General features: G+C 60.0%; 18 protein-coding genes. 6 read left to right on the top strand and 12 right to left on the bottom strand.

Annotation, left to right across the window (positions count from 1 at the left end; translation table 11 throughout):
• Positions 1-1,139: 1,139 nt before the first annotated feature.
• The 3 genes from ACZ0AZ_RS13865 to purL all read right to left on the bottom strand — a co-directional run bounded on the left by ACZ0AZ_RS13865 (position 1,140) and on the right by purL (position 7,096).
• Positions 1,140-2,659, bottom strand: a protein-coding gene (locus ACZ0AZ_RS13865) for an IS3 family transposase (RefSeq protein WP_374046330.1) whose coding sequence is annotated in 2 segments (ribosomal slippage) — positions 1,140-2,194 and positions 2,194-2,659 — 1,521 coding nt in all. Because the reading frame shifts where the segments join, the coding sequence is not laid out codon by codon here.
• Positions 2,660-2,882: 223 nt separating this feature from the next.
• Positions 2,883-3,194 carry a YqfO family protein gene (locus ACZ0AZ_RS13860; RefSeq protein WP_039759161.1) on the bottom strand — a complete coding sequence of 104 codons (312 nt, stop codon included), beginning with the start codon at positions 3,192-3,194 and terminating at the stop codon, positions 2,883-2,885.
• A 5-nt stretch (positions 3,195-3,199) separates the two neighbouring features.
• Positions 3,200-7,096, bottom strand: a complete 3,897-nt coding sequence (gene purL, locus ACZ0AZ_RS13855) for a phosphoribosylformylglycinamidine synthase (RefSeq protein WP_463537561.1) — start codon at positions 7,094-7,096, stop codon at positions 3,200-3,202.
• Between the two features lie 285 nt (positions 7,097-7,381).
• Here purL and mltF point away from each other — a divergent pair, with 285 nt between their 5' ends.
• Entirely contained in the window at positions 7,382-8,842 is a 1,461-nt protein-coding gene (gene mltF, locus ACZ0AZ_RS13850; protein ID WP_080769376.1) for a membrane-bound lytic murein transglycosylase MltF, read from the top strand.
• 127 nt (positions 8,843-8,969) lie between these two features.
• Here mltF and pdxJ read toward each other — a convergent pair whose 3' ends face one another.
• The 8 genes from pdxJ to lptF form a co-directional block, all read right to left on the bottom strand.
• Positions 8,970-9,713 (bottom strand): pyridoxine 5'-phosphate synthase, encoded by a 744-nt coding sequence (pdxJ, locus tag ACZ0AZ_RS13845; protein WP_463537560.1) that lies wholly within the window; start codon positions 9,711-9,713, stop codon positions 8,970-8,972.
• Between the two features lie 39 nt (positions 9,714-9,752).
• Entirely contained in the window at positions 9,753-10,442 is a 690-nt protein-coding gene (gene recO, locus ACZ0AZ_RS13840; protein ID WP_016771561.1) for a DNA repair protein RecO, read from the bottom strand.
• Positions 10,443-10,608: 166 nt separating this feature from the next.
• Positions 10,609-11,511, bottom strand: a complete 903-nt coding sequence (gene era, locus ACZ0AZ_RS13835; protein WP_016771562.1) for a GTPase Era — start codon at positions 11,509-11,511, stop codon at positions 10,609-10,611.
• Complete coding sequence (gene rnc / locus ACZ0AZ_RS13830) at positions 11,504-12,193, bottom strand: ribonuclease III (protein ID WP_024011703.1); 690 nt, start codon at positions 12,191-12,193, stop codon at positions 11,504-11,506. Before rnc ends, era begins: the two co-directional genes overlap by 8 nt.
• 169 nt (positions 12,194-12,362) lie before the next feature.
• A complete protein-coding gene (gene lepB / locus ACZ0AZ_RS13825; protein ID WP_016771563.1) occupies positions 12,363-13,217 on the bottom strand; it encodes a signal peptidase I in 855 nt (284 codons plus the stop codon).
• 9 nt (positions 13,218-13,226) lie between these two features.
• Positions 13,227-15,023, bottom strand: a complete 1,797-nt coding sequence (gene lepA / locus ACZ0AZ_RS13820) for a translation elongation factor 4 (RefSeq protein ID WP_016771564.1) — start codon at positions 15,021-15,023, stop codon at positions 13,227-13,229.
• 173 nt (positions 15,024-15,196) lie between these two features.
• Positions 15,197-16,258: an LPS export ABC transporter permease LptG gene (lptG, locus tag ACZ0AZ_RS13815; protein ID WP_039759168.1), complete on the bottom strand. Its 1,062-nt coding sequence runs from the start codon at positions 16,256-16,258 to the stop codon at positions 15,197-15,199.
• The gene (gene lptF / locus ACZ0AZ_RS13810; RefSeq protein ID WP_039759170.1) at positions 16,251-17,372 is read right to left on the bottom strand and encodes an LPS export ABC transporter permease LptF; all 1,122 of its coding nucleotides are present in this window, start codon (positions 17,370-17,372) and stop codon (positions 16,251-16,253) included. Before lptF ends, lptG begins: the two co-directional genes overlap by 8 nt.
• Positions 17,373-17,669: 297 nt before the next feature.
• Here lptF and ACZ0AZ_RS13805 point away from each other — a divergent pair, with 297 nt between their 5' ends.
• The 5 genes from ACZ0AZ_RS13805 (at position 17,670) to rlmF (ending at position 24,291) form a co-directional block, all read left to right on the top strand.
• Positions 17,670-19,160 carry a leucyl aminopeptidase gene (locus ACZ0AZ_RS13805; RefSeq protein WP_129999863.1) on the top strand — a complete coding sequence of 497 codons (1,491 nt, stop codon included), beginning with the start codon at positions 17,670-17,672 and terminating at the stop codon, positions 19,158-19,160.
• A gap of 57 nt (positions 19,161-19,217) precedes the next feature.
• Positions 19,218-19,646: a DNA polymerase III subunit chi gene (locus ACZ0AZ_RS13800; protein ID WP_129999864.1), complete on the top strand. Its 429-nt coding sequence runs from the start codon at positions 19,218-19,220 to the stop codon at positions 19,644-19,646.
• A gap of 8 nt (positions 19,647-19,654) precedes the next feature.
• Positions 19,655-20,062 (top strand): DNA polymerase III subunit chi, encoded by a 408-nt coding sequence (locus tag ACZ0AZ_RS13795; RefSeq protein ID WP_129999865.1) that lies wholly within the window; start codon positions 19,655-19,657, stop codon positions 20,060-20,062.
• A 128-nt stretch (positions 20,063-20,190) separates the two neighbouring features.
• Complete coding sequence (locus tag ACZ0AZ_RS13790) at positions 20,191-23,037, top strand: valine--tRNA ligase (RefSeq protein WP_463537559.1); 2,847 nt, start codon at positions 20,191-20,193, stop codon at positions 23,035-23,037.
• A gap of 234 nt (positions 23,038-23,271) precedes the next feature.
• The gene (gene rlmF / locus ACZ0AZ_RS13785) at positions 23,272-24,291 is read left to right on the top strand and encodes a 23S rRNA (adenine(1618)-N(6))-methyltransferase RlmF (RefSeq protein WP_415763576.1); all 1,020 of its coding nucleotides are present in this window, start codon (positions 23,272-23,274) and stop codon (positions 24,289-24,291) included.
• Between the two features lie 195 nt (positions 24,292-24,486).
• Here rlmF and ACZ0AZ_RS13780 read toward each other — a convergent pair whose 3' ends face one another.
• A complete protein-coding gene (locus ACZ0AZ_RS13780; protein ID WP_003221909.1) occupies positions 24,487-24,768 on the bottom strand; it encodes an HU family DNA-binding protein in 282 nt (93 codons plus the stop codon).
• Positions 24,769-24,869 lie beyond the last annotated feature (101 nt).

The following is a 24,869-nucleotide window of genomic DNA, read 5'->3' as shown; positions in this document are numbered from 1 at the left end:
TGCTGATGCTGATGGGCAGCCATCGATCGCCGGATCTCACGCGGCGAATAGGTGGCAGCTATGTGCGAGGTGAGATCCACCGGAGCAGACAACCGGCCAGACCGAAGTCTGCCCGCACACAGCCGCCATAAAGCAGGCAGCAGATTGAGCTGGCGCCAATTATCGTGGTGCTGGCGCCAGTTGCAAGCTATCCGGGGATCTCACTCCCGATCGCTGATTCGCAGCGACGGGAAAAGACTAGAGATCGCACGTCCGACGGACAACCTGAAAACCTTGTGGGAAGGTTCGGGTTATTGGTTACCGGATTTAAACAATCGCCAATTCTCGGGCGCCTGGATGGGCCTCAACGCGAGCAGGCTCACTCCTACAATTGTGATCGGGTGCATTCAGCGAGAAACGGGTCGGCTGTCAGGCCGCCGTCGCGAGCAAGCCCGCTCCCACAGTTTGATCGCAAGCATTCAGCGAGAAACGGGTCGGCTGTCAGGCCGCCTTCGCGAGCAAGCCCGCTCCCACAGTTTGATCGCAAGCATTCAGCGAGAAACGGGTCGGCTGTCAGGCCGCCTTCGCGAGCAAGCCCGCTCCCACAGTTTGATCGCAAGCATTCAGCGAGAAACGGGTCGGCTGTCAGGCCGCCTTCGCGAGCAGGCTCGCTCCCACAGTTTGATCGCAAGCATTCAGCGAGAAACAGGTCGGCTGCCAGGCCGCCTTCGCGAGCAAGCCCGCTCCCACAGTTTGATCGCAAGCATTCAGCGAGAAACGGGTCGGCTGTCAGGCCGCCTTCGCGAGCAGGCTCGCTCCCACAGAAAAGCAAAGCAGCGAAGCTGCCCGCGGCAAAGCCGCCCCACTCAACAATGAGCGCAAGCTCGAGTGCTCTTGATCTTGATCCACTGGCGACGTCGGAAGGCTGAGTGGAGGGATTGATCCAGGCGTGGGAGCGCAGCGACCGTTCGACGAAGTCGAACACAGCGGAAGGAGGTGCAGCGCAGCAAACCGTAGCCGCTGCGCCCGGATCGATCCCGCAGCGAAGGAACCCGAGCCTGCGAGGGCCGAACGCAGGAGCTAGCGTTTTTTGCTTACTTTTTTTGGCGCTTCGGTGCGTGTCAACGTATCTGTCGCTTCACGGCTGTTTTAGGAGTCTATTACGCCCTTGTTTCAGGGCGCTCTGGATTCAGGTAAACAGCGTTTGCGAGTTTCCAATTACGTACTTCGCCGCTCCAACGGCTAGGGTTAGTTGCTTTGGCTGCCTTGTAAAGATTCTCCCGTGCCTGCAGTAACGCAGGTGCCTTGCCTTCGTGACGCTCATTGGGCGTCACGTATTTCAAGGCGCTATGACGATGCTCGTCGTTGTACCACTCAACGAATTTCTGCACCCAGAGTCGTGCTTCCGTGAGGTTGTCGAAGGGCCGCTCGGGCCACAGCGGGCAATACTTGGCCGTACGAAAAAGCGCTTCGGCATAGGCGTTGTCATTGCTTACTCGGGGTCGGCTGAACGACGGTTCGACGCCCAATGCAATCATGCTTTCTCGAAGAAGCGAGCCTCTCATTACGTGACCGTTGTCCGAGTGCAGTACCAGCGGACGACCCGCCGTACGCTCTCGCAAGCATCCTTTTTCAAGCAGTACGCATGCATGTTCTGCGCGTTCGGATTCGTGTACTTCGTTGGTCACTAATTTGCGGCTATAGATGTCTTTGACCATGTACCAGTAGTAAAAGCGACCTTTAACGGTGGTGGGTAACCACGTGATATCCCAACACCAAACTCGATTTGGGGCATCAGCACAATGTGTGGTCAAAGCTCGGCGCTTCGGAGCTTTGGCTCGGCCTCGACGGCTATTCTGATTTGCCTCTTTCAGCACCCGATAGAATGTTGATTCCGATGCCAGATAGATACCTTCGTCAGCTAACTTCGGGACAATCTGGTGCGGTGTCAGACTCGCGTAGCCAGGTTGATTAGCAGCATCCAAAACAGCCTGACGCTCTGCGACGCTGAGTTTGTTGGACGGTGCTTCGCGCTTGATGATCTGGCGCTTGTCGGCTTCGCAGTGTCGCCAACGCTGAACCGTCCGCAAACACAGCCCGATCTCTTTGCATGCACGAAACCGACGAGCACCACTTGCTACTGCCTCAGCGATCAGGCCCAAAGCCTGCACACGATCAGGGGCGCTGATCAGCCTTCCTTGTCCTTGCCCCAGATCGCATTGGCTTTTTTTCTGAGTTCCAGTAAAGCGACCGCCTCCTTGCAATCAGCATCGGATCGAAGCAGTTGTCGCTCCAGCTCCTTTATCCGTATTTGCTCGGTGGTCGGTTTTTTGTTGGGCTGAGGCTCCATCGCAGTGTTGGCATTCTGGCAAGCTTGGCGCCATTGCTGAATCTGCTCAGGATAAATGCCCTTGATTCGGCAATATTGTGAAAGCTCTACCTCGCTCAACGGCGCGGTTTCCAGAACGGCGTTGAATTTGTCGGCGCTGGACCACTGATTGCTGGTTTTATTATTCCCAGGAACAATCAATCCTTTATCTCTAGCCATTTGCCTCCAGTTTCGCAGTGACTGTGGGGTGACGCCGATTGCAACGGCGAGCTCTGCTACGGAACGGTTTAAGGGCGGCATCATTTGAAGAACAGCCCAGTCTCTGAAGTCATCGTCATAACGCTTCGGCATTGCTAGACACCTTCGCCCCCATGAATGGTTGAGTCAATCAACAGAGGTGACAGGTAGGCTGACACGGGGGGGCTTGTAAAAAAGTAAGTCGCCGTCAGGCGAAACCGCCAGCCGCAGCACCGCAAAAACGGATATTCACCCAAATCAAAATAAAACCAAGGCCAACAAAAAACCCACAGACAATCCCTCATCTGCGGGTTTCACGTTCAAGCAGCAAAGAAGATCAGAAATCCTCCAGCCGCCACACCTCATAAGCCGGCGTCTCATACGGATGACTGAGCTTCAACGCCGCCACAACAGCCACAATTAACTCATCCGCAACGACAAGCTCAACCTTCCATTCCTCAACCCGCTCAACCTGCCCCGCCTGACCGATAAACGGCTGACTGCCGTCCAACGGTCGAAACTGGCCCAGGCCAGGCACCTGCCAGGCACAATGGTCATAGTCACCGATCCGCCCACCACCGGCAGCGAACACAGCGCCCTTGACCACCTCGACATGGCTGTCGGGAACGAAAAACGCAAGCTTGTACACAGGCCTTAATTAACCCAGACGCGCGCATTACGGAACATACGCATCCATGGTGCATCTTCGTTCCAGTCTTCCGAACGCCACGAGTTCTGCACCGCGCGGAATACCCGCTCAGGGTGCGGCATCATGATCGTCACACGGCCGTCACGGCTGGTGAGACCGGTGATCCCGCGCGGCGAGCCGTTCGGGTTGGCCGGATAGGCTTCGGTGACCTTGCCATGGTTGTCGACGAAACGCATCGCCACGCAACCGGACAGATCGGCCTCGAGCAGTGCTTCTTCGCTGGCGAACTCGGCGTGACCTTCACCGTGCGCGATAGCGATCGGCATGCGCGAACCGGCCATGCCCTGCAGGAAGATCGAGTTCGACTCCTGGATCTGCACCATCGCCACACGCGCTTCGAACTGCTCGGAGCGGTTGCGCACGAAGTGCGGCCAGAACTCGCTGCCCGGAATCAGCTCGTGCAGGTTGGACATCATCTGGCAACCGTTGCACACCCCGAGGGTGAAGCTGTCGTTACGCTCGAAGAAGCCCTGGAACGCATCGCGGGCGCGGCTGTTGAACAGCGCCGACTTGGCCCAGCCTTCACCGGCGCCGAGGACGTCGCCGTAGGAGAAACCACCGCAGGCCACCAGGCCTTTGAACTCGTTGAGATCGACACGGCCGGCGAGGATATCGCTCATGTGCACGTCGATCGCGCTGAAACCGGCGCGGTCGAAAGCGGCGGCCATTTCCACCTGACCGTTGACGCCCTGCTCACGCAGCACGGCAACCTGTGGGCGGATGCCTTTCTTGATGTAAGGCGCGGCGATGTCCTGGTTGACGTCGTAGCTGAGCTTGACGCTCAGGCCCGGGTTGTCTTCTTCCAGCAGCGCGTCGAATTCCTGCTCGGCGCAGTCGGCGTTGTCGCGCAGACGCTGGATCTGGTAGCTGGTCTCGGCCCACTGACGTTGCAGCAGACGACGCTGGCCTTCGAACACGGTGTCACCGTTGAAGGTGATGTTGATCTGGCCATTGTTGATCGGCTGACCGATCACCGACACGCAGTCGCCCAGACCGGCGGCGCTGAATTGCGCGAGAATGTCCGGGGTGGCGTCCTGGCGAACCTGGATCACCACACCGAGTTCTTCGTTGAACAGGATCGCGGCGATTTCCGAAGCGGATTCGGCAACGCTGTCCAGGTTCAGGCTCAGACCGCAGTGGCCGGCGAAGGCCATTTCCACCACGGAGGTCAGCAGACCACCATCGGAACGGTCGTGGTAGGCCAGCAGGTGACCGTCGGCGTTGAGGCCCTGGATCACCGCGAAGAAAGCTTTCAGGTCTTCGGCGTCATCGACATCCGGCGCATGCTGGCCGAGTTTGCCGTGGACCTGCGCAAGGATCGAAGCACCCATGCGGTTCTGCCCGCGACCGAGGTCGATCAGGATCAGGTCGGTGGTGCCCTTGTCCATGCGCAGTTCCGGAGTCAGGGTCTGACGGATGTCAGCCACTGGCGCGAAACCGGTCACGATCAGCGACATCGGCGAGGTGACGGTCTTGTCTTCGCCGTTATCGTTCCAGCGCGTGGCCATGGACATCGAGTCCTTGCCCACCGGAATGGTGATGCCCAGCTCAGGGCACAGTTCCATGCCGACCGCTTTTACGGTGTCGTACAGACGCGCGTCTTCGCCCGGGTGGCCGGCAGCGGACATCCAGTTCGCCGACAGTTTGATGTCGGAGAGCTTGTTGATACGCGAGGCGGCAATGTTGGTGATGGTTTCGCCGATGGCCATGCGGCCCGATGCCGGCGCGTCCAGCAGAGCCAGCGGTGTACGCTCGCCCATCGCCATGGCTTCACCGGTGTAGACGTCGAAACTGGTGGCGGTGACGGCAACGTCAGCCACCGGCACCTGCCATGGGCCGACCATCTGGTCACGGGCGACGAGGCCAGTGATGGTGCGGTCGCCGATGGTGATCAAGAAGCTCTTGCTTGCCACGGCCGGGTGATGCAGAACGCGTTCGATGGACTCGGTGATGTCGAGGTTCGACGGATCGAAGTCATCGCCCAATTCAGCTTCGCGAACCACCGAACGGTGCATGCGCGGCGCTTTGCCCAGCAACACTTCCAGGGGCATGTCCACCGGGTTGTTGCCGAAGTGGCTGTCGGTCACGGTCAGCTGCGGCTCGGCAGTGGCTTCACCGACTACGGCAAACGGGCAACGCTCGCGTTCGCAGATCGCCTTGAAACGCTCGAAATCAGCCGGGCCGACCGCGAGAACGTAACGTTCCTGGGATTCGTTGGACCAGATTTCGTGCGGGGCCATGCCCGGCTCGTCGTTGGGAATGTTGCGCAGTTCGAAACGGCCACCACGGTCGCCGTCGTTGACCAGTTCCGGGAAGGCGTTGGACAGACCGCCTGCGCCGACGTCGTGGATGAAGCTGATCGGGTTCTTGTCACCCAGTTGCCAGCAACGGTCGATGACTTCCTGGCAACGACGCTCCATTTCCGGGTTTTCACGTTGCACGGAAGCAAAATCCAGATCCGCCGAACTGGTGCCGGTGGCCATCGACGAAGCCGCGCCGCCGCCCAGACCGATCAACATCGCCGGGCCGCCGAGCACGATCAGCTTCGAACCAACAACGATCTCGCCTTTCTTGACGTGTTCTTCACGGATGTTGCCCATGCCGCCAGCGAGCATGATCGGCTTGTGGTAACCACGCACTTCGTCACCGTGCGGAGTGGTAATCGATTGTTCGAAGGTACGGAAGTAGCCGGTCAGCGCCGGACGACCGAATTCGTTGTTGAACGCAGCGCCGCCGAGCGGGCCTTCGATCATGATGTCCAGCGCGGTGACGATGCGCTCAGGCTTGCCGTACGGCACTTCCCACGGCTGTTCGAAGCCCGGGATCTGCAGGTTCGATACAGTGAAACCGGTGAGGCCGGCCTTGGGCTTGGCGCCGCGCCCGGTTGCACCTTCGTCACGAATCTCACCGCCGGAACCGGTCGATGCACCCGGGAACGGAGCAATCGCGGTCGGGTGGTTGTGGGTTTCAACCTTCATCAGGATGTGCACCGGCTCCTGCACCGCGCCGTACTGGCGGGTTTCAGGGTTCGGGAAGAAGCGGCCGGCAACGTTGCCGACGATCACCGAAGCGTTGTCCTTATAAGCGGACAACACGCCTTCGCTGTGCATCTGATAGGTGTTCTTGATCATGCCGAACAGGCTTTTTTCCTGGCTCTGGCCGTCAATGTCCCAACTGGCGTTGAAGATCTTGTGGCGGCAGTGCTCGGAGTTGGCCTGGGCGAACATCATCAGTTCGATGTCGTGCGGGTTGCGCTTGAGACCATTGAAGGCGTTGACCAGATAGTCGATCTCGTCTTCAGCCAGGGCCAGGCCCAGCTCGGTGTTGGCCTTCTCCAGCGCGGCGCGACCGCCACCGAGGATGTCGATTGCAGTCAGCGGCTTTGGCTCGGCGTGGCTGAACAGACCGGCGGCCTGCTCGAGGTTGGCCAGCACGATCTGGGTCATGCGGTCATGCAGGGCGTCCGAAATCAGTTGGGCTTCGGCTTCGCTGAACTGCCCTGCAACATAGAAGGCGATACCGCGTTCCAGGCGCTGGATCTTGCTCAGGCCGCAGTTGCGGGCGATGTCGCTGGCCTTGCTCGACCACGGCGAGATGGTGCCGAAACGCGGCAACACCAGAAACAGACGGCCGGTCGGCTCTTGAACCGGAACACTTGGGCCGTACTTCAGAAGGCGCGCTAGCACCTGCTGTTCGTCGCCGGTCAGGACGCCGGTGACTTCGGCGAAGTGAGCGAATTCAGCATACAGGCCACTGACAGCTGGAACCTTCTGGCTCAGTTGCTCAAGGAGTTTGCTGTGGCGAAAGGCAGAAAGGGCAGGAGCGCCGCGCAGGATCAACATCTTCGGGACAGCCTCGGGAAGGGGTGTGCTTTGAGGCCGTGCATTCTAGCCTAAACCGACCTCAACATCACCCGAAACGCTACGCACGGTTGCACTCGGGTAGCAATCTGTGTTTCTGCCTTCGGGGTCAGGTAAATCGAGCGTTTCAGCGCGGCTTATTTTTACTGTAACAAAATGCCCTGAAGGCCCGTATTCAAGGGATTTCGTTCGGATTTGTGATCGCTAGCAGACTAGTCCTACGCTGTCGAGATATGGCGCCCGTGGCCGTTTGCGTATACTGCGCAGATGTTTTTCCCAACGGCTTTGCGTCCGCGATACGCCAAATGGCTGATCGCAACCGGACTCTTCCTGATGCTCGGTGGCTGTGTTGATAAACCCAACACACTCGAGCGCGTAAAGGAGGACGGTGTGCTGCGGGTGGTTACCCGTAACAGCCCCGCCACCTACTTTCAGGATCGCAGCGGTGAAACCGGCTTCGAATACGAGCTGGTGAAGCGTTTCGCCGACGATTTGGGTGTCGAGCTGAAGATCGAGACCGCGGACAATCTCGATGACCTGTTCAATCAGGTCGGCAAGCCGAACGGCCCGGTGCTCGCGGCGGCCGGTCTGGTCAGCAGCGATGAACGCAAGAAGCAGGTGCGGTTCTCCCATTCCTACCTTGAAGTCACCCCGCAGATCATCTACCGCAACGGCCAGTCGCGGCCAACCGATCCGGCGGATCTGGTCGGCAAGAAGATCACCGTGCTCAAGGGCAGCACCCACGCCGAGCAACTGGCCGGGCTGAAACAGAAATATCCCGGCATCGAATACGAAGAATCCGACGCGGTTGAAGTGGTCGATCTCCTGCGCATGGTCGATGAGGGCCAGATTGACCTGACGTTGGTCGACTCCAACGAAGTGGCGATGAACCAGGTGTACTTCACCAACATCCGCGTCGCCTTTGATCTCGGTGACGCGCGCAGTCAGAGTTGGGCGGTTGGCCCGGGCGAGGACAACAGCCTGCTCAATGAAATCAACGCCTATCTGGACAAGGTGCAGAAAAACGGCACCCTGCAACGCCTGAAAGACCGCTACTACGGCCACGTTGATGTCCTCGGCTATATGGGCGCCACCACCTTCGCCCAGCATTTGCAGCAGCGCCTGCCGAAATACGAACAGCACTTCAAGAATTACGCGAAGAAAGAGAAAGTCGATTGGCGCCTGCTGGCTGCCATCGGTTATCAGGAATCGCTGTGGCAGCCCGCAGTGACGTCAAAAACCGGCGTGCGCGGCTTGATGATGCTGACTCAGAACACCGCGCAGGCGATGGGTGTGTCAAACCGCCTCGATCCCAAGCAGAGCATCATGGGCGGCGCCAAGTACCTGGCCTATATGAAGGATCAGCTGGACGATTCGATCCAGGAACCGGACCGCACATGGTTTGCCTTGGCGGCGTACAACGTCGGCAGCGGCCATCTGGACGACGCGCGCAAACTGGCGGCGAAGGAAGGCTTGAATCCGGACAAGTGGCTGGACGTGAAAAAAATCCTGCCGCGCCTGTCGCAGAAACAGTGGTACAGCAAGACCCGTTACGGCTACGCCCGGGGTGGCGAACCGGTGCATTTCGTAGCGAACATCCGGCGCTACTACGACATCCTGACCTGGGTAACCCAGCCGCAGCTCGAAGGCGATCAGGTGGCCGAGGGCAACCTGCATGTGCCGGCGATCGACAAGTCAAAACCCGCGCAAGAACCCGCCCCGCTTTAACCCACACCTCAAATCCAACTGTGGGAGCGAGCCTGCTCGCGAAAGCGTCGTGTCAGTCGACATTATCTTTGACTGATACATCGTTTTCGCGAGCAGGCTCGCTCCCACAGGGGTTTTGTGTAGCTGCTCAGTGCTTGGCCGCCGCCAGAATCAGCGCCTTCATTTCCGACACAGCAGATTTGAAGCCCACGAACAACGCATGCGCCACCAGCGCATGGCCAATGTTCAGTTCGTTGATGCCTTTGATCGCCGCCACAGCTTCAACGTTGTGGTAATGCAGGCCATGCCCGGCATTGACGATCAGACCCTGCGCCAGCCCAAATGCCACGCCATCAGCGACGCGCTTGAGCTCTTCTGCCACTTCAGTCGGGGTTTCGGCATCGGCGTAACGCCCGGTGTGCAGCTCGATGGCCGGCGCACCGACGCGCTTGGAGGCGGCGATCTGGCGCTCGTCGGCGTCGATGAACAGTGACACTTCGCTACCGATTTTCGACAACCGCTCGACCGCAGCCCTGATGCGCTCTTCCTGCCCCGCCACATCCAGACCGCCTTCGGTGGTCAGCTCCTGACGGGTCTCCGGAACCAGGCAGATATGCGCCGGGCGAATGCGCTCGGCGAACGCCATCATTTCTTCGGTGACGCCCATTTCGAAGTTCATGCGGGTTTGCAGCACATCTTTGAGCAGCAGCACGTCACGCTCCTGGATGTGCCGACGGTCTTCACGCAGGTGCACGGTGATGCCATCGGCGCCCGCCTCTTCTGCATCCAGCGCCGCTTTGACCGGATCCGGATAGCGCGTGCCACGGGCCAGACGCAGGGTGGCGACGTGGTCGATGTTCACGCCGAGAAGAATGCGATTGCTGCTGGTCACGGATGCGCTCCTGGATTGAGAGATTCGGCGCACAGCATATCAGGGCTTGCGAAACAGCTCGCGACTGACAAGCGGACGCCCGCCCAAATGCACTGCCAGCGCCTGGCGCATCAGACGCTTGGCCGCCGACAGCGCACCGGGCGCCGACCAGTCGGCTTCGGCCATGGCCAGCAGTTCGGTACCGTTGAACAGGCCCGGCTGCAGCAGATACACCCGTTCGAGACCGGCATCGACTTGCAGGCGATAGAGACCGTCAGGTGCCACAGGCTCACCGTGCATATCGGTGTTCATGGAGAAGCCGTAGCCGAGATCATCCAGCAATCGCCATTCGAAGGAGCGCAACAAAGGCTCCAGCGGTCGACCTTCGGCCAGCGCCAGCAAGGTCGCGGCGTAATGATCAAATACTGCAGGATGCGGATCCTCGGCAGGCAGCAGGCGAATCAACAGTTCGTTGAGATACAGACCACTGAACAGCGCCTCGCCGTTGAGCCAGGCCGAGGTGCCGGAGCTTTCCATGCGCCCGACATTCTTCAGCTCACCCTTGCCACGGAACTCGACCTCCAGCGCCACGAACGGCCGCGCCAATGTTCCAGCCTTGCCCCGCGCACTGCGCAACACTGCCCGCAGCCGACCTTGCGGCGTAAGGAAATCGACCAATGCGCTGGTTTCGCGATAGGCACGCGAATGCAGGACATAGGCGGGCTGGGCGGGAGGCGGGTTTTGCGACATTGAGTTCTCGATGAAGAAACGCGGTTTTACATACAACCCAAAACCACTGTGGGAGCGAGCCTGCTCGCGAAAGCGGAGTGACAGTCAACATCAATGCTGAATGTTACATCCTCTTCGCGAGCAGGCTCGCTCCCACAGTGAGTAGCGGTGTTTTCGAGATCGCTACTTACAGATCGCCATAACCCAGCGAACGCAGCGCGCGCTCGTCATCGGACCAGCCGCCCTTCACCTTGACCCACAGGTTGAGCATGATCTTGGAGTCGAACAGCAGCTCCATGTCCTTGCGCGCTTCGGTGCCGATGCGCTTGATGCGCTCGCCCTTGTCGCCAATGATGATTTTCTTCTGACCGTCACGCTCGACGAGAATCAACGCGTGGATGTGCAACGTCTTGCCCTGCTGCTTGAACTCTTCGATCTCGACGGTGATCTGGTACGGCAGCTCGGCACCCATCTGGCGCATGATTTTCTCGCGCACCAGTTCGGCGGCAAGGAAACGGCTGCTGCGGTCGGTGATCTGGTCTTCCGGGAAGAAGTGATCATTCTCCGGCAAGTGATCGGCGATAACTTTTTCCAGCGCTTCGAGGTTATGCCCGTGCTGCGCGGAAATGGGGATGATCTGCGCGTTCGGCAGCTGTTCCTGCAACCAGCTCAGGTGCGGCATCAACTCGGCCTTGTCTTCGATGCGATCGGTCTTGTTCAGCGCGACGATCAGCGGACCGGTCACATATTGCACACGTTCGAGCACCATCTGGTCTTCGTCGGTCCACTTGGTACGGTCGACGACGAAGATCACCACGTCGACGTCTTTCAACGCCGCCGAAGCGGTCTTGTTCATGTAGCGGTTCAGGGCCTTTTCGCCACCCTTGTGCATGCCCGGGGTGTCGACGTAGATCGCCTGCACGTCGCCCTCGGTCTTGATCCCGAGCATGTTGTGGCGGGTGGTCTGCGGCTTGCGCGAGGTGATCGCGAGCTTCTGGCCGAGGATGTGGTTGAGCAGCGTCGACTTGCCGACGTTGGGACGGCCGACGATGGCAACGTAGCCACAGCGAGTTGCGTTTGTATCAGTCATTGCCATTCTCCACGCCCAGGGCAATCAGTGCTGCGGCGGCCGCTACCTGTTCGGCAATACGACGGCTCACACCCTGACCTCGGCTTTTTTCATTCAGTAAGACCACTTCGCATTCGACGAAGAAGGTACGGCAATGCGGTTCGCCCTGGATATCCACCACTTCGTAGCGTGGCAGTTCGCAACCGCGCGATTGCAGGTGTTCCTGCAAGCGGGTTTTCGGATCCTTGTTGGTGTCGACCAGGGTCAGGCCTTCGAATTCGCCGGCCAGCCACGCCAGCACGCGCTCGCGGGCGACGTCCATGCCGGCATCGAGGTAGATCGCACCGATCAGGGCTTCGAGGGCATCGGCGAGAATCGATTCACGGCGGAAACCACCGCTCTTCAGTTCACCCGAACCCAGACGCAGATAATCACCGAGGTCGAAACCGCGAGCCAGTACGGCCAGGGTCTCACCTTTCACCAGGCGCGCGCGCAAACGCGACAACTGGCCTTCGCGGGCCAACGGGAAGCGATCGAACAGCGCCTCGCCAGCGACGAAGTTGAGGATGGCATCACCGAGGAATTCCAGACGCTCGTTGTTGCGCCCGGCAAAACTGCGGTGCGTGAGGGCCAGCAGCATCAGCTCCTGGTCCTTGAAGGTGTAACCGAGCTGGCGCTCGAGACGGCTTAGAGAAACGCTCACGGTTTACCCACGCTGAGTTCGTGGCTGGTTTCCACTGCCATCGCCGGGGTACGGCGCAGGCCTGGGACAATTAACGCTGTGTTCAAAAAATAAATCCTGGCGATTGCGAAGCCGATTGTGCCGGCTCCAGAAATGCATTCGGCGCTGTGGTCAACAGCGCCGTGTTTGATTACTTGATCAGGCCGACCCGCGAGAAATTCGGCAGGTGGCTGAGTTTCGGCTCCGGCCAGCTCATCCAGACCGCGAAGGCCTTGCCGACAATATTCTTGTCGGGAACCATGCCCAGCAGGTCCTTGGGAATGTTCGGATCATCCCAGTAGCGGCTGTCGTTCGAGTTGTCGCGGTTGTCGCCCATCATGAAGTAGTGCCCGGCAGGCACTGTCCACGAACGATCCGGGGTCGCGCGGTAGCGGCTCATTTCCTTGCGGATCAGGTGCTCGGCTGCGCCGAGTTTTTCCTGATAGAGCTCCGCGCTGCCCAGCGAACCCGCTTCGGCACCGACCATCTTCTCGGCAATCGATTCGCCGTTGACGAACAGACGCTTGTCGGCGGTGTAACGCACCGTGTCACCCGGCAGGCCGACCACACGCTTGATGTAGTTGACGTTCGGGTCGCTCGGGTAGCGGAACACCATGACATCGCCGCGCTGCGGGTCACCGACTTCGATGATCTTCTTGTCGATCACCGGCAGACGGATGCCGTAGGAAAACTTGTTCACCAGAATGAAGTCGCCGACGTCCAGGGTCGGTTTCATCGAGCCGGACGGAATCTGGAACGGCTCCACCAGGAACGAACGCAGGACCAGAACGATGAACAGCACCGGAAAGAACGACTTGCCGTATTCGACCAGCAGCGGCTCTTTGTTCAGCTTCTCGACCACCACAGGCTCGGGCTGGCTGACACTGCCTTGATAAGAGGCAATGGCAGCCCGCCGACGCGGCGCCAGGAACAGCAGATCGAGCAACGCCAACAGGCCGCAGACGAACACGGCGATGACCAGCAACAGCGGGAAATTTAGCGACATAGGACCTGATTATTCCAACCTGAGCACGGCGAGGAAGGCTTCCTGTGGAATTTCCACGTTGCCGACCTGTTTCATGCGTTTCTTACCGGCCTTCTGCTTCTCGAGCAGCTTCTTCTTACGACTGACGTCACCGCCGTAGCATTTGGCCAATACGTTCTTTCTGAGCGCCTTGACGGTTGTCCGGGCCACGATCTGACCACCAATGGCGGCCTGAATCGCCACGTCGAACATCTGACGAGGAATCAGTTCTTTCATCTTCTCGGTCAACTGGCGACCTTTGAAGTGCGAATTGTCACGGTGCACGATCAATGCCAGGGCATCGACCTTGTCGCCGTTGATCAGCACGTCCAGTTTCACCAGATTAGCCGATTGGTAACGATCGAAATGGTAGTCCAGCGAAGCATAGCCGCGGCTGGTGGATTTGAGACGGTCGAAGAAGTCCAGAACCACTTCGTTCATCGGCAGGTCGTAGGTCACTTGCACCTGATTGCCGAGGAACAGCATGTCGACCTGTACGCCGCGTTTCTCGATGCACAGGGTGATGACGTTGCCCAGGTGTTCCTGCGGTACGAGGATATTGGCGCGCACGATTGGCTCGCGCATGTCCTCGATCGCCGACACGTCCGGAAGCTTCGACGGGTTGTCGACATAAATCGTTTCACCGGTTTTCAGCACCAGCTCGAAAATTACCGTCGGCGCGGTGGTGATCAGGTCCAGGTCGTATTCGCGCTCGAGGCGCTCCTGGATGATTTCCATGTGCAGCATGCCGAGGAAGCCGCAACGGAAGCCGAAGCCCAGGGCGTCGGAGCTTTCCGGGGTGTACTGCAGCGACGAGTCGTTCAGGGTCAGCTTCTGCAGCGCTTCGCGGAAATCCTCGAAGTCGTCGGAGCTGACCGGGAACAGACCGGCGTAAACCTGTGGCTGAATGCGTTTGAAGCCCGGCAGCACCGGAACGTCTGGCGTGGAGCTCAGGGTCAGGGTGTCACCGACCGGCGCACCGTGAATGTCCTTGATGCTGGCGATGATGAAGCCCACTTCGCCGGCCTTCAGATCAACGGTGGCGGTGTGTTTCGGGTTGAACACGCCGACGCTGTCGACCAGGTGCACCTTGCCGGTGGACTTGACCAGAATCTTGTCGCCCTTCTTCACACGGCCGTGGCGCACGCGTACCAGGGAAACAACGCCCAGGTAGTTGTCGAACCAGGAGTCGATGATCAACGCTTGCAGCGGATCTTCGATGTTGCCGGTCGGCGCAGGGATGGTGTGTACCAGACGCTCGAGCACTTCGTCGACACCCAGGCCGGTCTTGGCGCTGCAGGTGACGGCGTCGGTAGCGTCGATGCCGATGATCTTCTCGATCTCGTCCTTGACGCGATCCGGCTCGGCCTGAGGCAGGTCGATCTTGTTCAGCACCGGCATGACCTCCAGGCCCTGCTCGATGGCGGTGTAGCAGTTGGCCACGGACTGGGCTTCTACGCCCTGCCCCGCATCGACCACCAGCAAGGCGCCTTCACACGCGGCCAGGGAACGGCTGACTTCGTAGGTGAAGTCAACGTGGCCCGGGGTGTCGATGAAGTTCAGCTGGTAGGTGATGCCATCTTTGGCTTTGTAATAGAGGGTAACGCTATGGGCCTTGATGGTGATCCCGCGTTCACGCTCAAGATCCATGGAATCCAGTACCTGGGCTTCCATTTCACGCTCGGCCAGGCCGCCGCACATCTGGATGAAACGGTCAGCCAGCGTCGACTTGCCATGGTCAATGTGGGCGATGATGGAGAAATTGCGGATATGACTCAAATCACTCACGGATCAACACTCAAAAAGGCTGCAGGCTTGGCCCGCCGAAAAATAGCCGGGAATTGTACCTGATACACGGCGCAAGCGTCACGTTCGCCTGTCACCCGGATGGCATGCAAAAACGCCCCGGTCTGGCGACCGAGGCGTTTTCAGGGTTCAAGCGCTGAATGAAAGCTTGTTCATCAGCCCGCGCGTCTGAGCAGCCAGACGCCCGCCAATGCACAGACTGCGGCGGGCACCAGCACCGCAAACAGCGGCGAGAATCCGAACACCAGACTCGATGGCCCCAGCAAATCCTGAACGATACGGAAGGTGAAGCCCACCAGCACGCCGGTGAACACACGCTGACCGAGGGTCACCGAACGCAGCGGGCCGAAGATGAACGAGATCGCCATCAGCACCAGCGCGGCGGTCACCAGCGGCTGCAACACCTTGACCCAAAATGCCAGCCAGTAACGGCCATTGCTCAGGCCTTGCTCGGCCAGATAGTGGATGTAGCCCCACAGACCGCTGATCGACAGCGATTCCGGCGCCATGACCACGGTACTGAGCAGTTGCGGGCTCAACGCCACGTCCCACTCCTCGCTCGGGGTATTGACGACTTCAGTACTGCGCTCCTTGAACAGCGTGGTGGCAACGTCGGTAAGCTGCCACTTGGTGCCGTCAAACTCGGCCTTCTTGGCGAAGCTGGAGCTGAGCAGATGGCGCTCCTTGTCGAAGTGATAACGCGTCACGCCGTACAACAGACCGTTCGGTTGAACCGCGTTGATGTGGATGAATTCTTCACCCTGACGGTGCCACATCCCGTGCTTGGCGCTTTGCGCATCGCCGCTGCCCTGGGCCAGCGAGCGATTGGCCTGGGCCATGCTTTCGGTGGCCGGGGCGACGTATTCGCCGATCAGCACGCCAGCGAGCATCAGCACCAGCATTGGCTTCATTACAGCCCAGACGATACGGCCGATCGACACGCCAGCAGCGCGCATCACGGTCAGCTCACTGCTGCTGGCCAGGCTCCCGAGGCCGATCAGGCAGCCGATCAATGCGGCCATCGGCAGCATTTCATAGAGCCGGCGCGGTGCGGTCAGCAAGACAAAACCGAGCACGTCGACCAGTGTATAGGTGTCGCTGACATCGCCCATTTCATCGATGAAGGCGAAAAGCGTTGCCAGGCCGAGGATGATCGCCAGCACGGCGATGATCGCCATGAATACGCTGCTGCCGATGTAGCGGTCGAGTTTAACCACGGGCCACCTCCAGCGCAGCGCTGCGACGGCTGGCCAGTTTCAAGCGCATCGGCTCCCAATACAGCAGGCCGAGACCGATGACCAGGAAGATCGCATGCACCCACCACAGGCCGAGGGCCGGCGGGATCTTGCCTTTTTCAAGGGCGCCGCGGGCGGCAATCAGGATGGTCAGGTAAGCCATATAAAGAAGAATCGCCGGCAGCAGCTTGAGGAAACGCCCCTGACGCGGATTCACCCGCGACAGCGGCACCGCCATTAGGGTCACGATGAACACCAACAGTGGCAGGGACATGCGCCATTGCAGTTCGGTTCTCGAACGGATGTCATCACTGCCCCACAGGGACGAGGTCGGCATCGCGTCACGATCGGTGACTTCTTCGCTGACGTCCGGCTTGGGCAGCAGCACGCCGTAGGTTTCGTAATGAATGGCGCGGTAATCGGCCTGCCCGGGGCTGCCGTCATAGCGGTAACCGTTGTCGAGGATCAGGTAACGATTGCCGTCGGGGCGGATTTCCTGACGGCCGGACTCGGCCACCAGCACGGAAATCCCGCGGTCCTTTTTATCGGCACCGAGGTTCTTCTGCGAGATGAACACACTGCCGAGATTGACGCGGTCGTCGCTCAGGGTTTCGGTGTAGGTCACCCGAGTACCGTCACGCAATGCCTGGAAGCGGCCCGGTTCGAGGGTATCGAACTCGGTCAGCGCGTCCTGCTTGTTCAACAGCAACTGAAACTGGTTGGCGCCCTGCGGAGCCAGGCCGAGGCTCAACCAAGCCACCACCAGTGCCACCAGCGTTGCCGGAAACAGGGTCATGCGAAACAGCTTCTGCTGGCTCATGCCGGTGGCCGAAAGCACGGTCATTTCGCTTTCGAGGTACAGGCGACCGTAGGCCAGCAGGATCCCGAGGAACAGACCCAGCGGCAGAATCAGTTGCAGGAAACCCGGCAGACGAAAGCCCATGATCAGGAACAGCGAGCCCGGATCGAGCTGACCGGCCGCAGCCTGTGCCAGGTATTTGATGAAGCGACCGCTCATGATGATGACCAGCAGCACGGCACTTACGGCGCTGAGGGTCAACAGGACTTCGCGGGACAGATAACGGAAGACGATCAAACCAGACACTCCAGGGTTGTCAGGCTAAGGCGGCCAAACAAGCAAACACATCGACCGGCCCGCCATGCAGAGCGGTCGAAAAAAGATGCGGCATTATCCTGTGATTGGGTGCGCCTGTCACTGCGCACACTCATCCATCTCTGTAATCCTTTGCTCGAGGGTTGTCAGGCGCGGGGAGCGAGGTTCAAACTGCGGCCCTTGTCGCAGGCTTCGGCCTGCGCCTCTTCTCTTTATAAGCAGGCGATTGCGGACAACGTCGAACGCCTGCGTGTTGACCATTCATTCAGGGATCCGGACATGGAACTGGTTGTAAAAAGCGTTAGCCCAGAAACGTTGAAAACCGCCACCCTGGTGGTTGCCGTCGGCGAAGGCCGAAAACTCGGTGTCGCCGCCAGACTGGTCGACGAGTCGAGCGGCGGCGCGATCAGCGCCGTGCTCAAGCGTGGCGACCTGGCCGGCAAGGTCGGTCAAAGCCTGCTGCTGCACAGCCTGCCGAACCTGAAAGCCGAGCGCGTTTTGCTGGTCGGCGTGGGCAAGGACGAGGAACTGGGCGATCGTCCGTTCCGCAAAATCGTTGCCGGCATCCTCAACACTCTCAAAGGTCTGGGCGGCGGCGATGCCGTACTGGCGCTCGACGAAGTTATCGTCAAAGGCCGCGACAGCTACGGCAAGACCCGCCTGCTGGCAGAAACCCTGGTCGACGGCGGCTACACCTTTGACCAGTTCAAGAGCCAGAAGGCCGAACCGCGCGCCCTGAAGAAAATCACCCTGCTGACGATCAAGGCTGCGCAGGCCGAAGTGCAGCGCGCTGTGAACCACGCCACCGCAATCGCCAACGGCATGGCCTTCACCCGCGATCTGGGCAACCTGCCGCCGAACATCTGCCACCCGACTTTCCTGGGCGAACAGGCGAAGAATCTGGGCAAAGAGTTCAAGGATCTGAAAGTCGAAGTGCTCGACGAGAAGAAGATCAAATCCCTCGGCATGGGCTCGTTCTACGCCGTGGGCCAGGGCAGCGCCCAGCCACCGCGGCTGATCGTCATGCAATACAACGGCGGCAAGAAATCCGAGAAGCCGTTCGCACTGGTCGGCAAGGGCATTACCTTCGACACCGGCGGCATCAGCCTGAAGCCGGGGGCCGGCATGGACGAAATGAAGTACGACATGGGCGGCGCGGCCAGCGTGTTCGGTACGCTGCGTGCGGTACTTGAGCTGAAACTGCCGATCAATCTGGTGTGCATCCTCGCCTGCGCCGAAAACATGCCAAGCGGCAACGCGTCGCGTCCGGGCGACATCGTCACCACCATGAGCGGCCAGACCGTGGAAATCCTCAATACCGATGCCGAAGGCCGTCTGGTGCTGTGCGATGCGCTGACCTACGCCGAGCGCTTCAAGCCGCAAGCGGTGATCGACATCGCCACCCTGACCGGTGCTTGCGTGGTGGCCTTGGGCGCTCATACTTCCGGTCTGCTGGGCAACAACGACGAACTGATCGATCAGTTGCTCAGCGCCGGCAAGGCTGCCGACGATCGTGCCTGGCAACTGCCGCTGTTCGACGAGTACCAGGAGCAACTGGACAGCCCGTTCGCCGACATCGCCAACATTGGCGGGCCGAAGGCCGGCACCATCACCGCCGCCTGCTTCCTGTCGCGCTTCACCAAGAACCTCAACTGGGCGCATCTGGACATTGCCGGCACCGCGTGGACCAGCGGCGGCAAGGACAAAGGCGCCACTGGCCGTCCGGTACCCCTGCTGACCCAGTACCTGCTGGATCGCGCCAAAGCCTGAAACTGCTGAAAGGCGGCGTCACTTTCGGGTGACGCCGCTTGCCGCCTTGGAACCGCAATGACCAAAGTCGACTTCTATATCCTGCCCAGCGCCGATCCTTCTGCACGCCTGGACTTTGCCTGCAAGCTCACCGAGAAAGCCTGGCGCATGGGCCACCGCATTTACCTGCATTGCAGCGATGCGGCCCAGCGTGATGATCTCGATGCGCGTCTGTGGGCATTCAAGGGCGAAAGCTTCGTGCCCCACGGCCCTGCCGACAGCGAACCGGGCGGGTTGATCGTGCTGGGACTCGGGCAAGACTGCGGTGAGCACCAGGATCTGCTGGTCAATCTCGACCTGAAAGTCCCGGCCTTCGCCAGCAAATTCGCCCGCGTGGCGGAAGTAGTGGTGGAAGATCCGACCATCCGAGCGGCGGCGCGGGAGAGTTTCCGTTTCTACCGCGAACAGGGCTATTCTCTGCAAGACCACCGTTTACAGCGACTCTGAGCATTCCAATGGACACTCCGAAACCGCAACAGAAGTCCGCTCACCTGCTGGACGATCTCGAATCGATCCGTCAGTTGCTCGGCGATGACAACCTGCAACCACCGCTGTTGACCGATACGGTCGATGACAGCGAACAGGAACAGATTCCGATGCTGTTCGATTCCGTCGGCAACCAGCCGGCGGCGGTCGAACCATCACCAGCGCCCGCCCCAGCCCCGGCTGCCCAGACTGCCGCACCGGTCGCCAAAGGACCGGACGCCCTGCTGCACCTGGACAGCGAACTGCGCGCCGCCGCGCAATTGATCATGCAAGACGTGATCGACGACTTCGCCCCGCACATCGAAACCGAAATCAAACGCCGCCTCGATGCGCGGATGGAGCGGCTGCTCGCCGCAGCTGCAAGCGGCAAGCTTTAAGCTGCAAGCCAAAGCCAAAGCAAATCCGCCGCGCTCCTCTTGAAGCTTGCAGCTTGTGGCTTGTGGCTGTCCCCACGGCTATACTTCCCGGCTTTTCCTGAATAAATGCCAATAGGGTCCCGCCGCGCATGGATAAGACCTACCAGCCGCACGCCATTGAAACTTCCTGGTACAAGACCTGGGAGTCCGAGAACTACTTCGCCCCGCAAGGCGCGGGCGAGTCCTACACCATCATGATCCCGCCGCCGAACGTCACCGGCAGCCTGCACATGGGGCATGGCTTCAACAACGCGATCATGGACGCCCTGATCCGTTTCCGCCGCATGCAGGGTCGCGATACGCTATGGCAGCCGGGCACCGACCACGCCGGGATCGCTACGCAGATGCTCGTGGAGCGCCAACTCGAAGCCCAGGGCCAGAATCGTCACGATCTGGGCCGGGAAAAATTCCTTGAGAAAGTCTGGGAATGGAAAGATCAGTCCGGTGGCAACATCAGCCGGCAGATCCGCCGCCTCGGCTCGTCCGTCGACTGGAGCCGCGAGCGCTTCACCATGGACGACGGTCTCTCGGAAGCGGTCAAGGAAGCCTTCGTGCGTCTGCATGAAGACGGCCTGATCTATCGCGGCAAGCGTCTGGTCAACTGGGACACCAAACTGCACACGGCGATTTCCGACCTCGAAGTGGAAAACCACGAAGAGAAAGGCTTCCTGTGGAACCTGAAATACCCATTGGCTGACGGCGTGAAAACCGCCGAGGGCAATGACTTCCTGATCGTCGCCACCACCCGTCCGGAAACCATGCTCGGCGACTCCGCCGTCGCGGTTAACCCGAACGACGAGCGCTACAAAGCCCTGATCGGCAAATTCGTCGAGCTGCCACTGGTTGGCCGCCGCATCCCGATCATCGCCGACGATTACTGCGACCCTGAATTCGGCACCGGCTGCGTGAAAATCACCCCGGCCCACGATTTCAACGACTACGAAGTCGGCAAGCGCCACAACCTGCCGCTGCTGAACATCTTCGACAAGAACGCCAACGTGCTGCCTGCTGCACAGGTATTCAACCTCGACGGCACGCTGAACGAGAGCATTGACGGCAAGATTCCGGCCGAGTTCGCCGGGCTGGAGCGTTTCGAAGCGCGCAAGCAGATCGTCGCCGCGTTCGACGCTGCCGGCCTGCTGGTGAGCGTCAACGATCACAACCTGAAAACGCCAAAAGGCGATCGCTCCGGCACGGTTATCGAGCCGTGGCTGACCGACCAGTGGTACGTGTCGACCAAGCCACTGGCCGAGCCTGCTATCGCCGCTGTTGAAGACGGCCGCATCCAGTTCGTGCCCAAGCAGTACGAAAACATGTACTTCTCGTGGATGCGCGACATCCAGGACTGGTGCATCAGCCGTCAGCTGTGGTGGGGCCACCGGATTCCGGCCTGGTACGACGAGTCAGGCAAAGTCTACGTCGGTCGCGACGAAGCCGAAGTGCGTGCCAAGCACAACCTCGGCCCGGACGTTGCGCTGCAACAGGACAATGACGTACTCGACACCTGGTTCAGTTCCGGCCTATGGACGTTCTCTACTCTGGGCTGGCCTGAGCAGACCGAGTTCCTGAAGAAATTCCACTCCACCGACGTGCTGGTCACCGGTTTCGACATCATTTTCTTCTGGGTTGCCCGGATGATCATGATGACCATGCACCTGATGAAGAACGAAGACGGCACGCCGCAGGTTCCGTTCAAGACTGTGTACGTACACGGTCTGGTACGCGACGGCCAGGGCCAGAAGATGTCCAAGTCCAAGGGCAACGTCCTTGACCCGCTGGACATCATCGACGGCATCGACCTGGAAACCCTGGTGCAGAAGCGCACCTCGGGCCTGATGCAACCGAAACTGGCGAAGAAGATCGAGAAAGCCACCCGCGAAGAATTCGCCAATGGCATCGAAAGCTACGGCACCGACGCCCTGCGCTTTACCTTCTGCTCGCTGGCCTCGACCGGTCGCGACATCAAGTTCGACATGGGTCGCGTCGAAGGCTATCGCAACTTCTGCAACAAGATCTGGAACGCCGCACGTTACGTTCTGGACAAGGGCGAAGACTGCGGCCAGAACGGCGAAGCCTACGAGCTGTCGCTGGCTGATCGCTGGATCATCTCGCAGCTGCAACGCACCGAAGCCGAAGTGACCCGTCAACTGGATCAATTCCGTTTCGACCTCGCCGCGCAAGCGTTGTACGAGTTCATCTGGAACCAGTACTGCGACTGGTATCTGGAATTGTCCAAGCCAGTGCTGTGGGACGAGAACGCGCCCGTAGAACGTCAGCGTGGCACTCGCCGTACACTGGTGCGCGTACTGGAAGTGGCGCTGCGACTGGCGCATCCGTTCATGCCGTTCATCACTGAAGAAATCTGGCAGCGCATTGCGCCGCTGGCCGGCATTCAGGGCAAGACGATCATGCTGCAGCCTTGGCCGGTGGCCAATGAAGAGCGCATCGATCCGGCGGCGGAAAACGACATCGAATGGCTCAAGGAACTGATGCTCGGCACGCGCAACATTCGTGGCGAGATGAACATCGGCCCGGGCAAACCACTGCCGATCTTCCTGAAGAACGTCAGCGCTGACGACCAGCGCCGGCTGACCGAGAACGAAGCGCTGCTGAAGAAGCTGGCGCGTCTGGAATCGATCACTGTTCTGGCGGCAGGCGAAGAGGCACCGCTGTCCGCCACCGCACTGGTGGGCGAGATGGAAGTGCTGGTGCCAATGGCCGGCCTGATCGACAAGGGTGCCGAACTGGCACGTCTGGACAAGGAAATCCTGCGTTTGCAGGGTGAAGTCCAGCGGGTTGGCGGCAAACTGTCCAACGCAGGTTTCGTCGACAAGGCCCCGGCCGAAGTCATCGAGAAGGAACGCGCCAAACTGGCCGAGGCCGAACAGGCCCTGGGCAAACTGGCCGAGCAGCATGCGCGGATCGCCAGTCTGTAACGGCAGATCGCAGTGAAAAAGGGAGGCCAACAATGGCCTCCCTTTTTTATTCCTGCAAAACCTCGAGTCCCCTGCGCGAGCGAGCCTGCTCGCGAAAGCGCTGTGTCAGCCGACAAATCTGCCGGATGTGAAACTGCCTTCGCGAGCAGGCTTACTCCTACAGTTTGAACGGTGTTGCCCTCAGATGTGGGACAATGCCCGCCACTTTCAGCCATACCCGAATCGACCACGCCCATGACCGCCCCCCGCACACCCAAACCTGCGCGCAAGAAGCCTGACGCCGCGTCCCCGAGCAAAGCCGTCGAGCCGCGCGAGAAGGCCAGCCTGCATCCGCGCAATCGCCATCAGGGTCGTTACGACTTCCCGGCGCTGATCAAGACCATGCCGGAACTGGCCAAATACGTGATCACCAACCCGTACGGCAAGGAAAGCATCGACTTCGCCAGCCCCGACGCGGTGCGCGTGTTCAACCGGGCGCTGCTCAAGGCGTTCTATGGCATTCAACATTGGGACATTCCGGCGGACTACCTCTGCCCTCCGGTTCCGGGGCGTGCCGATTACGTGCATTTCCTCGCGGATCTGCTGGCGAGCATGAACGACGGTAAGGTGCCGCGCGGCGCGATCGTCAATGTGCTGGACATCGGCATGGGCGCCAACTGCGTTTATCCGCTGATCGGCAACAGCGAATATCGCTGGCACTTCCTCGGCTCGGAGATCGACCCGACAGCCGTGGCGGCGGCTCGAGCCATCGTTCAGTCCAACGATCTGAGCAAGGTGATCCAACTGCGCCAGCAGGAAAACCGCAAGCACATCCTCATTGGCTTGCTGGAGCCGGGCGAGCGTTTCGACCTGACCATGTGCAACCCGCCGTTCCACGCCTCCATGGAAGAGGCGACCAAGGGCAGCGAGCGCAAGTGGCGTGCTCTGGGCAAGGCTGATCCGAAACGCAAGCTGCCGGTGTTGAACTTCGGCGGACAATCGGCCGAGCTGTGGTGTGAAGGCGGTGAAGCGCGGTTTGTGACGCAGCTGATCGCCGAAAGCGCGAACTTCCAGCACAAGGTGTTGTGGTTCAGCACGCTGGTGTCGAAAGCTTCGAACCTGCCGGCCATCGAGACGGCACTGAAGAAGGCCGGCGTGCTGGAAAGCCAAGTCGTGGAGATGTCGCAGGGGCAGAAGCAGAGCCGCTTTGTCGCCTGGACATTCCAGACCAAGTCCGAGCAGCAGATCTGGCGGCGTGAGCGCTGGGTGCGCTAAGGCGCTGTAGATTCCCTGTGGGAGCGAGCCTGCTCGCGAAGGCGGCGTGTCAGTCAGATTCATTATCGACTGACCCACCGCTTTCGCGAGCAGGCTCGCTCCCACACTGGCCCTGCAATTCAGCCAGCAAATCACAGACACAAAAAAACCGTGCCCCGGATCACTCCGAAGCACGGTTTTTTTTATCGCTGCGTCTTACTTGTTCACAGCGTCGGTCAGGCCTTTGGCCACAACCAGCTTGATCACTTTCTTTGCAGGGATTTCGATGGCAGCGCCAGTCGAAGGGTTACGGCCAGTGCGGGCAGGACGCTCGGTCACTTTCAGCTTGCCGATACCTGGCAAGGTGATTTCGCCGCCGTTTTCCAGCTGATCGGCAACGATTTGGCCCAGTTGGTCCAGAGCGTTACGCGCGGTGGTTTTCGGCGCGTCGATAGCTTCAGCGATGTCGGCGATCAGTTGGTCTTTAGTAAGAGCCATGTAGTGTTCCTTCCCTATCAAATTCATATGGATTGCAGAGTGCAGTGTCAGCCATCGAGCCCGATCTTCTGGATCTGGCACCCTCGGCGATAACCACGACG

It is taken from the genome of Pseudomonas sp. AC239 (assembly GCF_979258545.1).
Note: the sequence above shows the minus strand (reverse complement) of the source record. Positions and strands in the feature narration are given on the sequence as shown.

Coding starts and splice junctions, on each gene's coding strand:
- ACZ0AZ_RS13790 (WP_463537559.1), top strand. CDS start 20,191: ATGGATAAGACCTACCAGCCGCACGCCATTGAAACTTCCTGGTACAAG.
- ACZ0AZ_RS13800 (WP_129999864.1), top strand. CDS start 19,218: ATGACCAAAGTCGACTTCTATATCCTGCCCAGCGCCGATCCTTCTGCA.
- mltF (WP_080769376.1), top strand. CDS start 7,382: ATGTTTTTCCCAACGGCTTTGCGTCCGCGATACGCCAAATGGCTGATC.
- rlmF (WP_415763576.1), top strand. CDS start 23,272: ATGACCGCCCCCCGCACACCCAAACCTGCGCGCAAGAAGCCTGACGCC.
- lepB (WP_016771563.1), bottom strand. CDS start 13,217: ATGTCGCTAAATTTCCCGCTGTTGCTGGTCATCGCCGTGTTCGTCTGC.
- ACZ0AZ_RS13805 (WP_129999863.1), top strand. CDS start 17,670: ATGGAACTGGTTGTAAAAAGCGTTAGCCCAGAAACGTTGAAAACCGCC.
- era (WP_016771562.1), bottom strand. CDS start 11,511: ATGACTGATACAAACGCAACTCGCTGTGGCTACGTTGCCATCGTCGGC.
- purL (WP_463537561.1), bottom strand. CDS start 7,096: ATGTTGATCCTGCGCGGCGCTCCTGCCCTTTCTGCCTTTCGCCACAGC.
- ACZ0AZ_RS13780 (WP_003221909.1), bottom strand. CDS start 24,768: ATGGCTCTTACTAAAGACCAACTGATCGCCGACATCGCTGAAGCTATC.
- recO (WP_016771561.1), bottom strand. CDS start 10,442: ATGTCGCAAAACCCGCCTCCCGCCCAGCCCGCCTATGTCCTGCATTCG.
- ACZ0AZ_RS13795 (WP_129999865.1), top strand. CDS start 19,655: ATGGACACTCCGAAACCGCAACAGAAGTCCGCTCACCTGCTGGACGAT.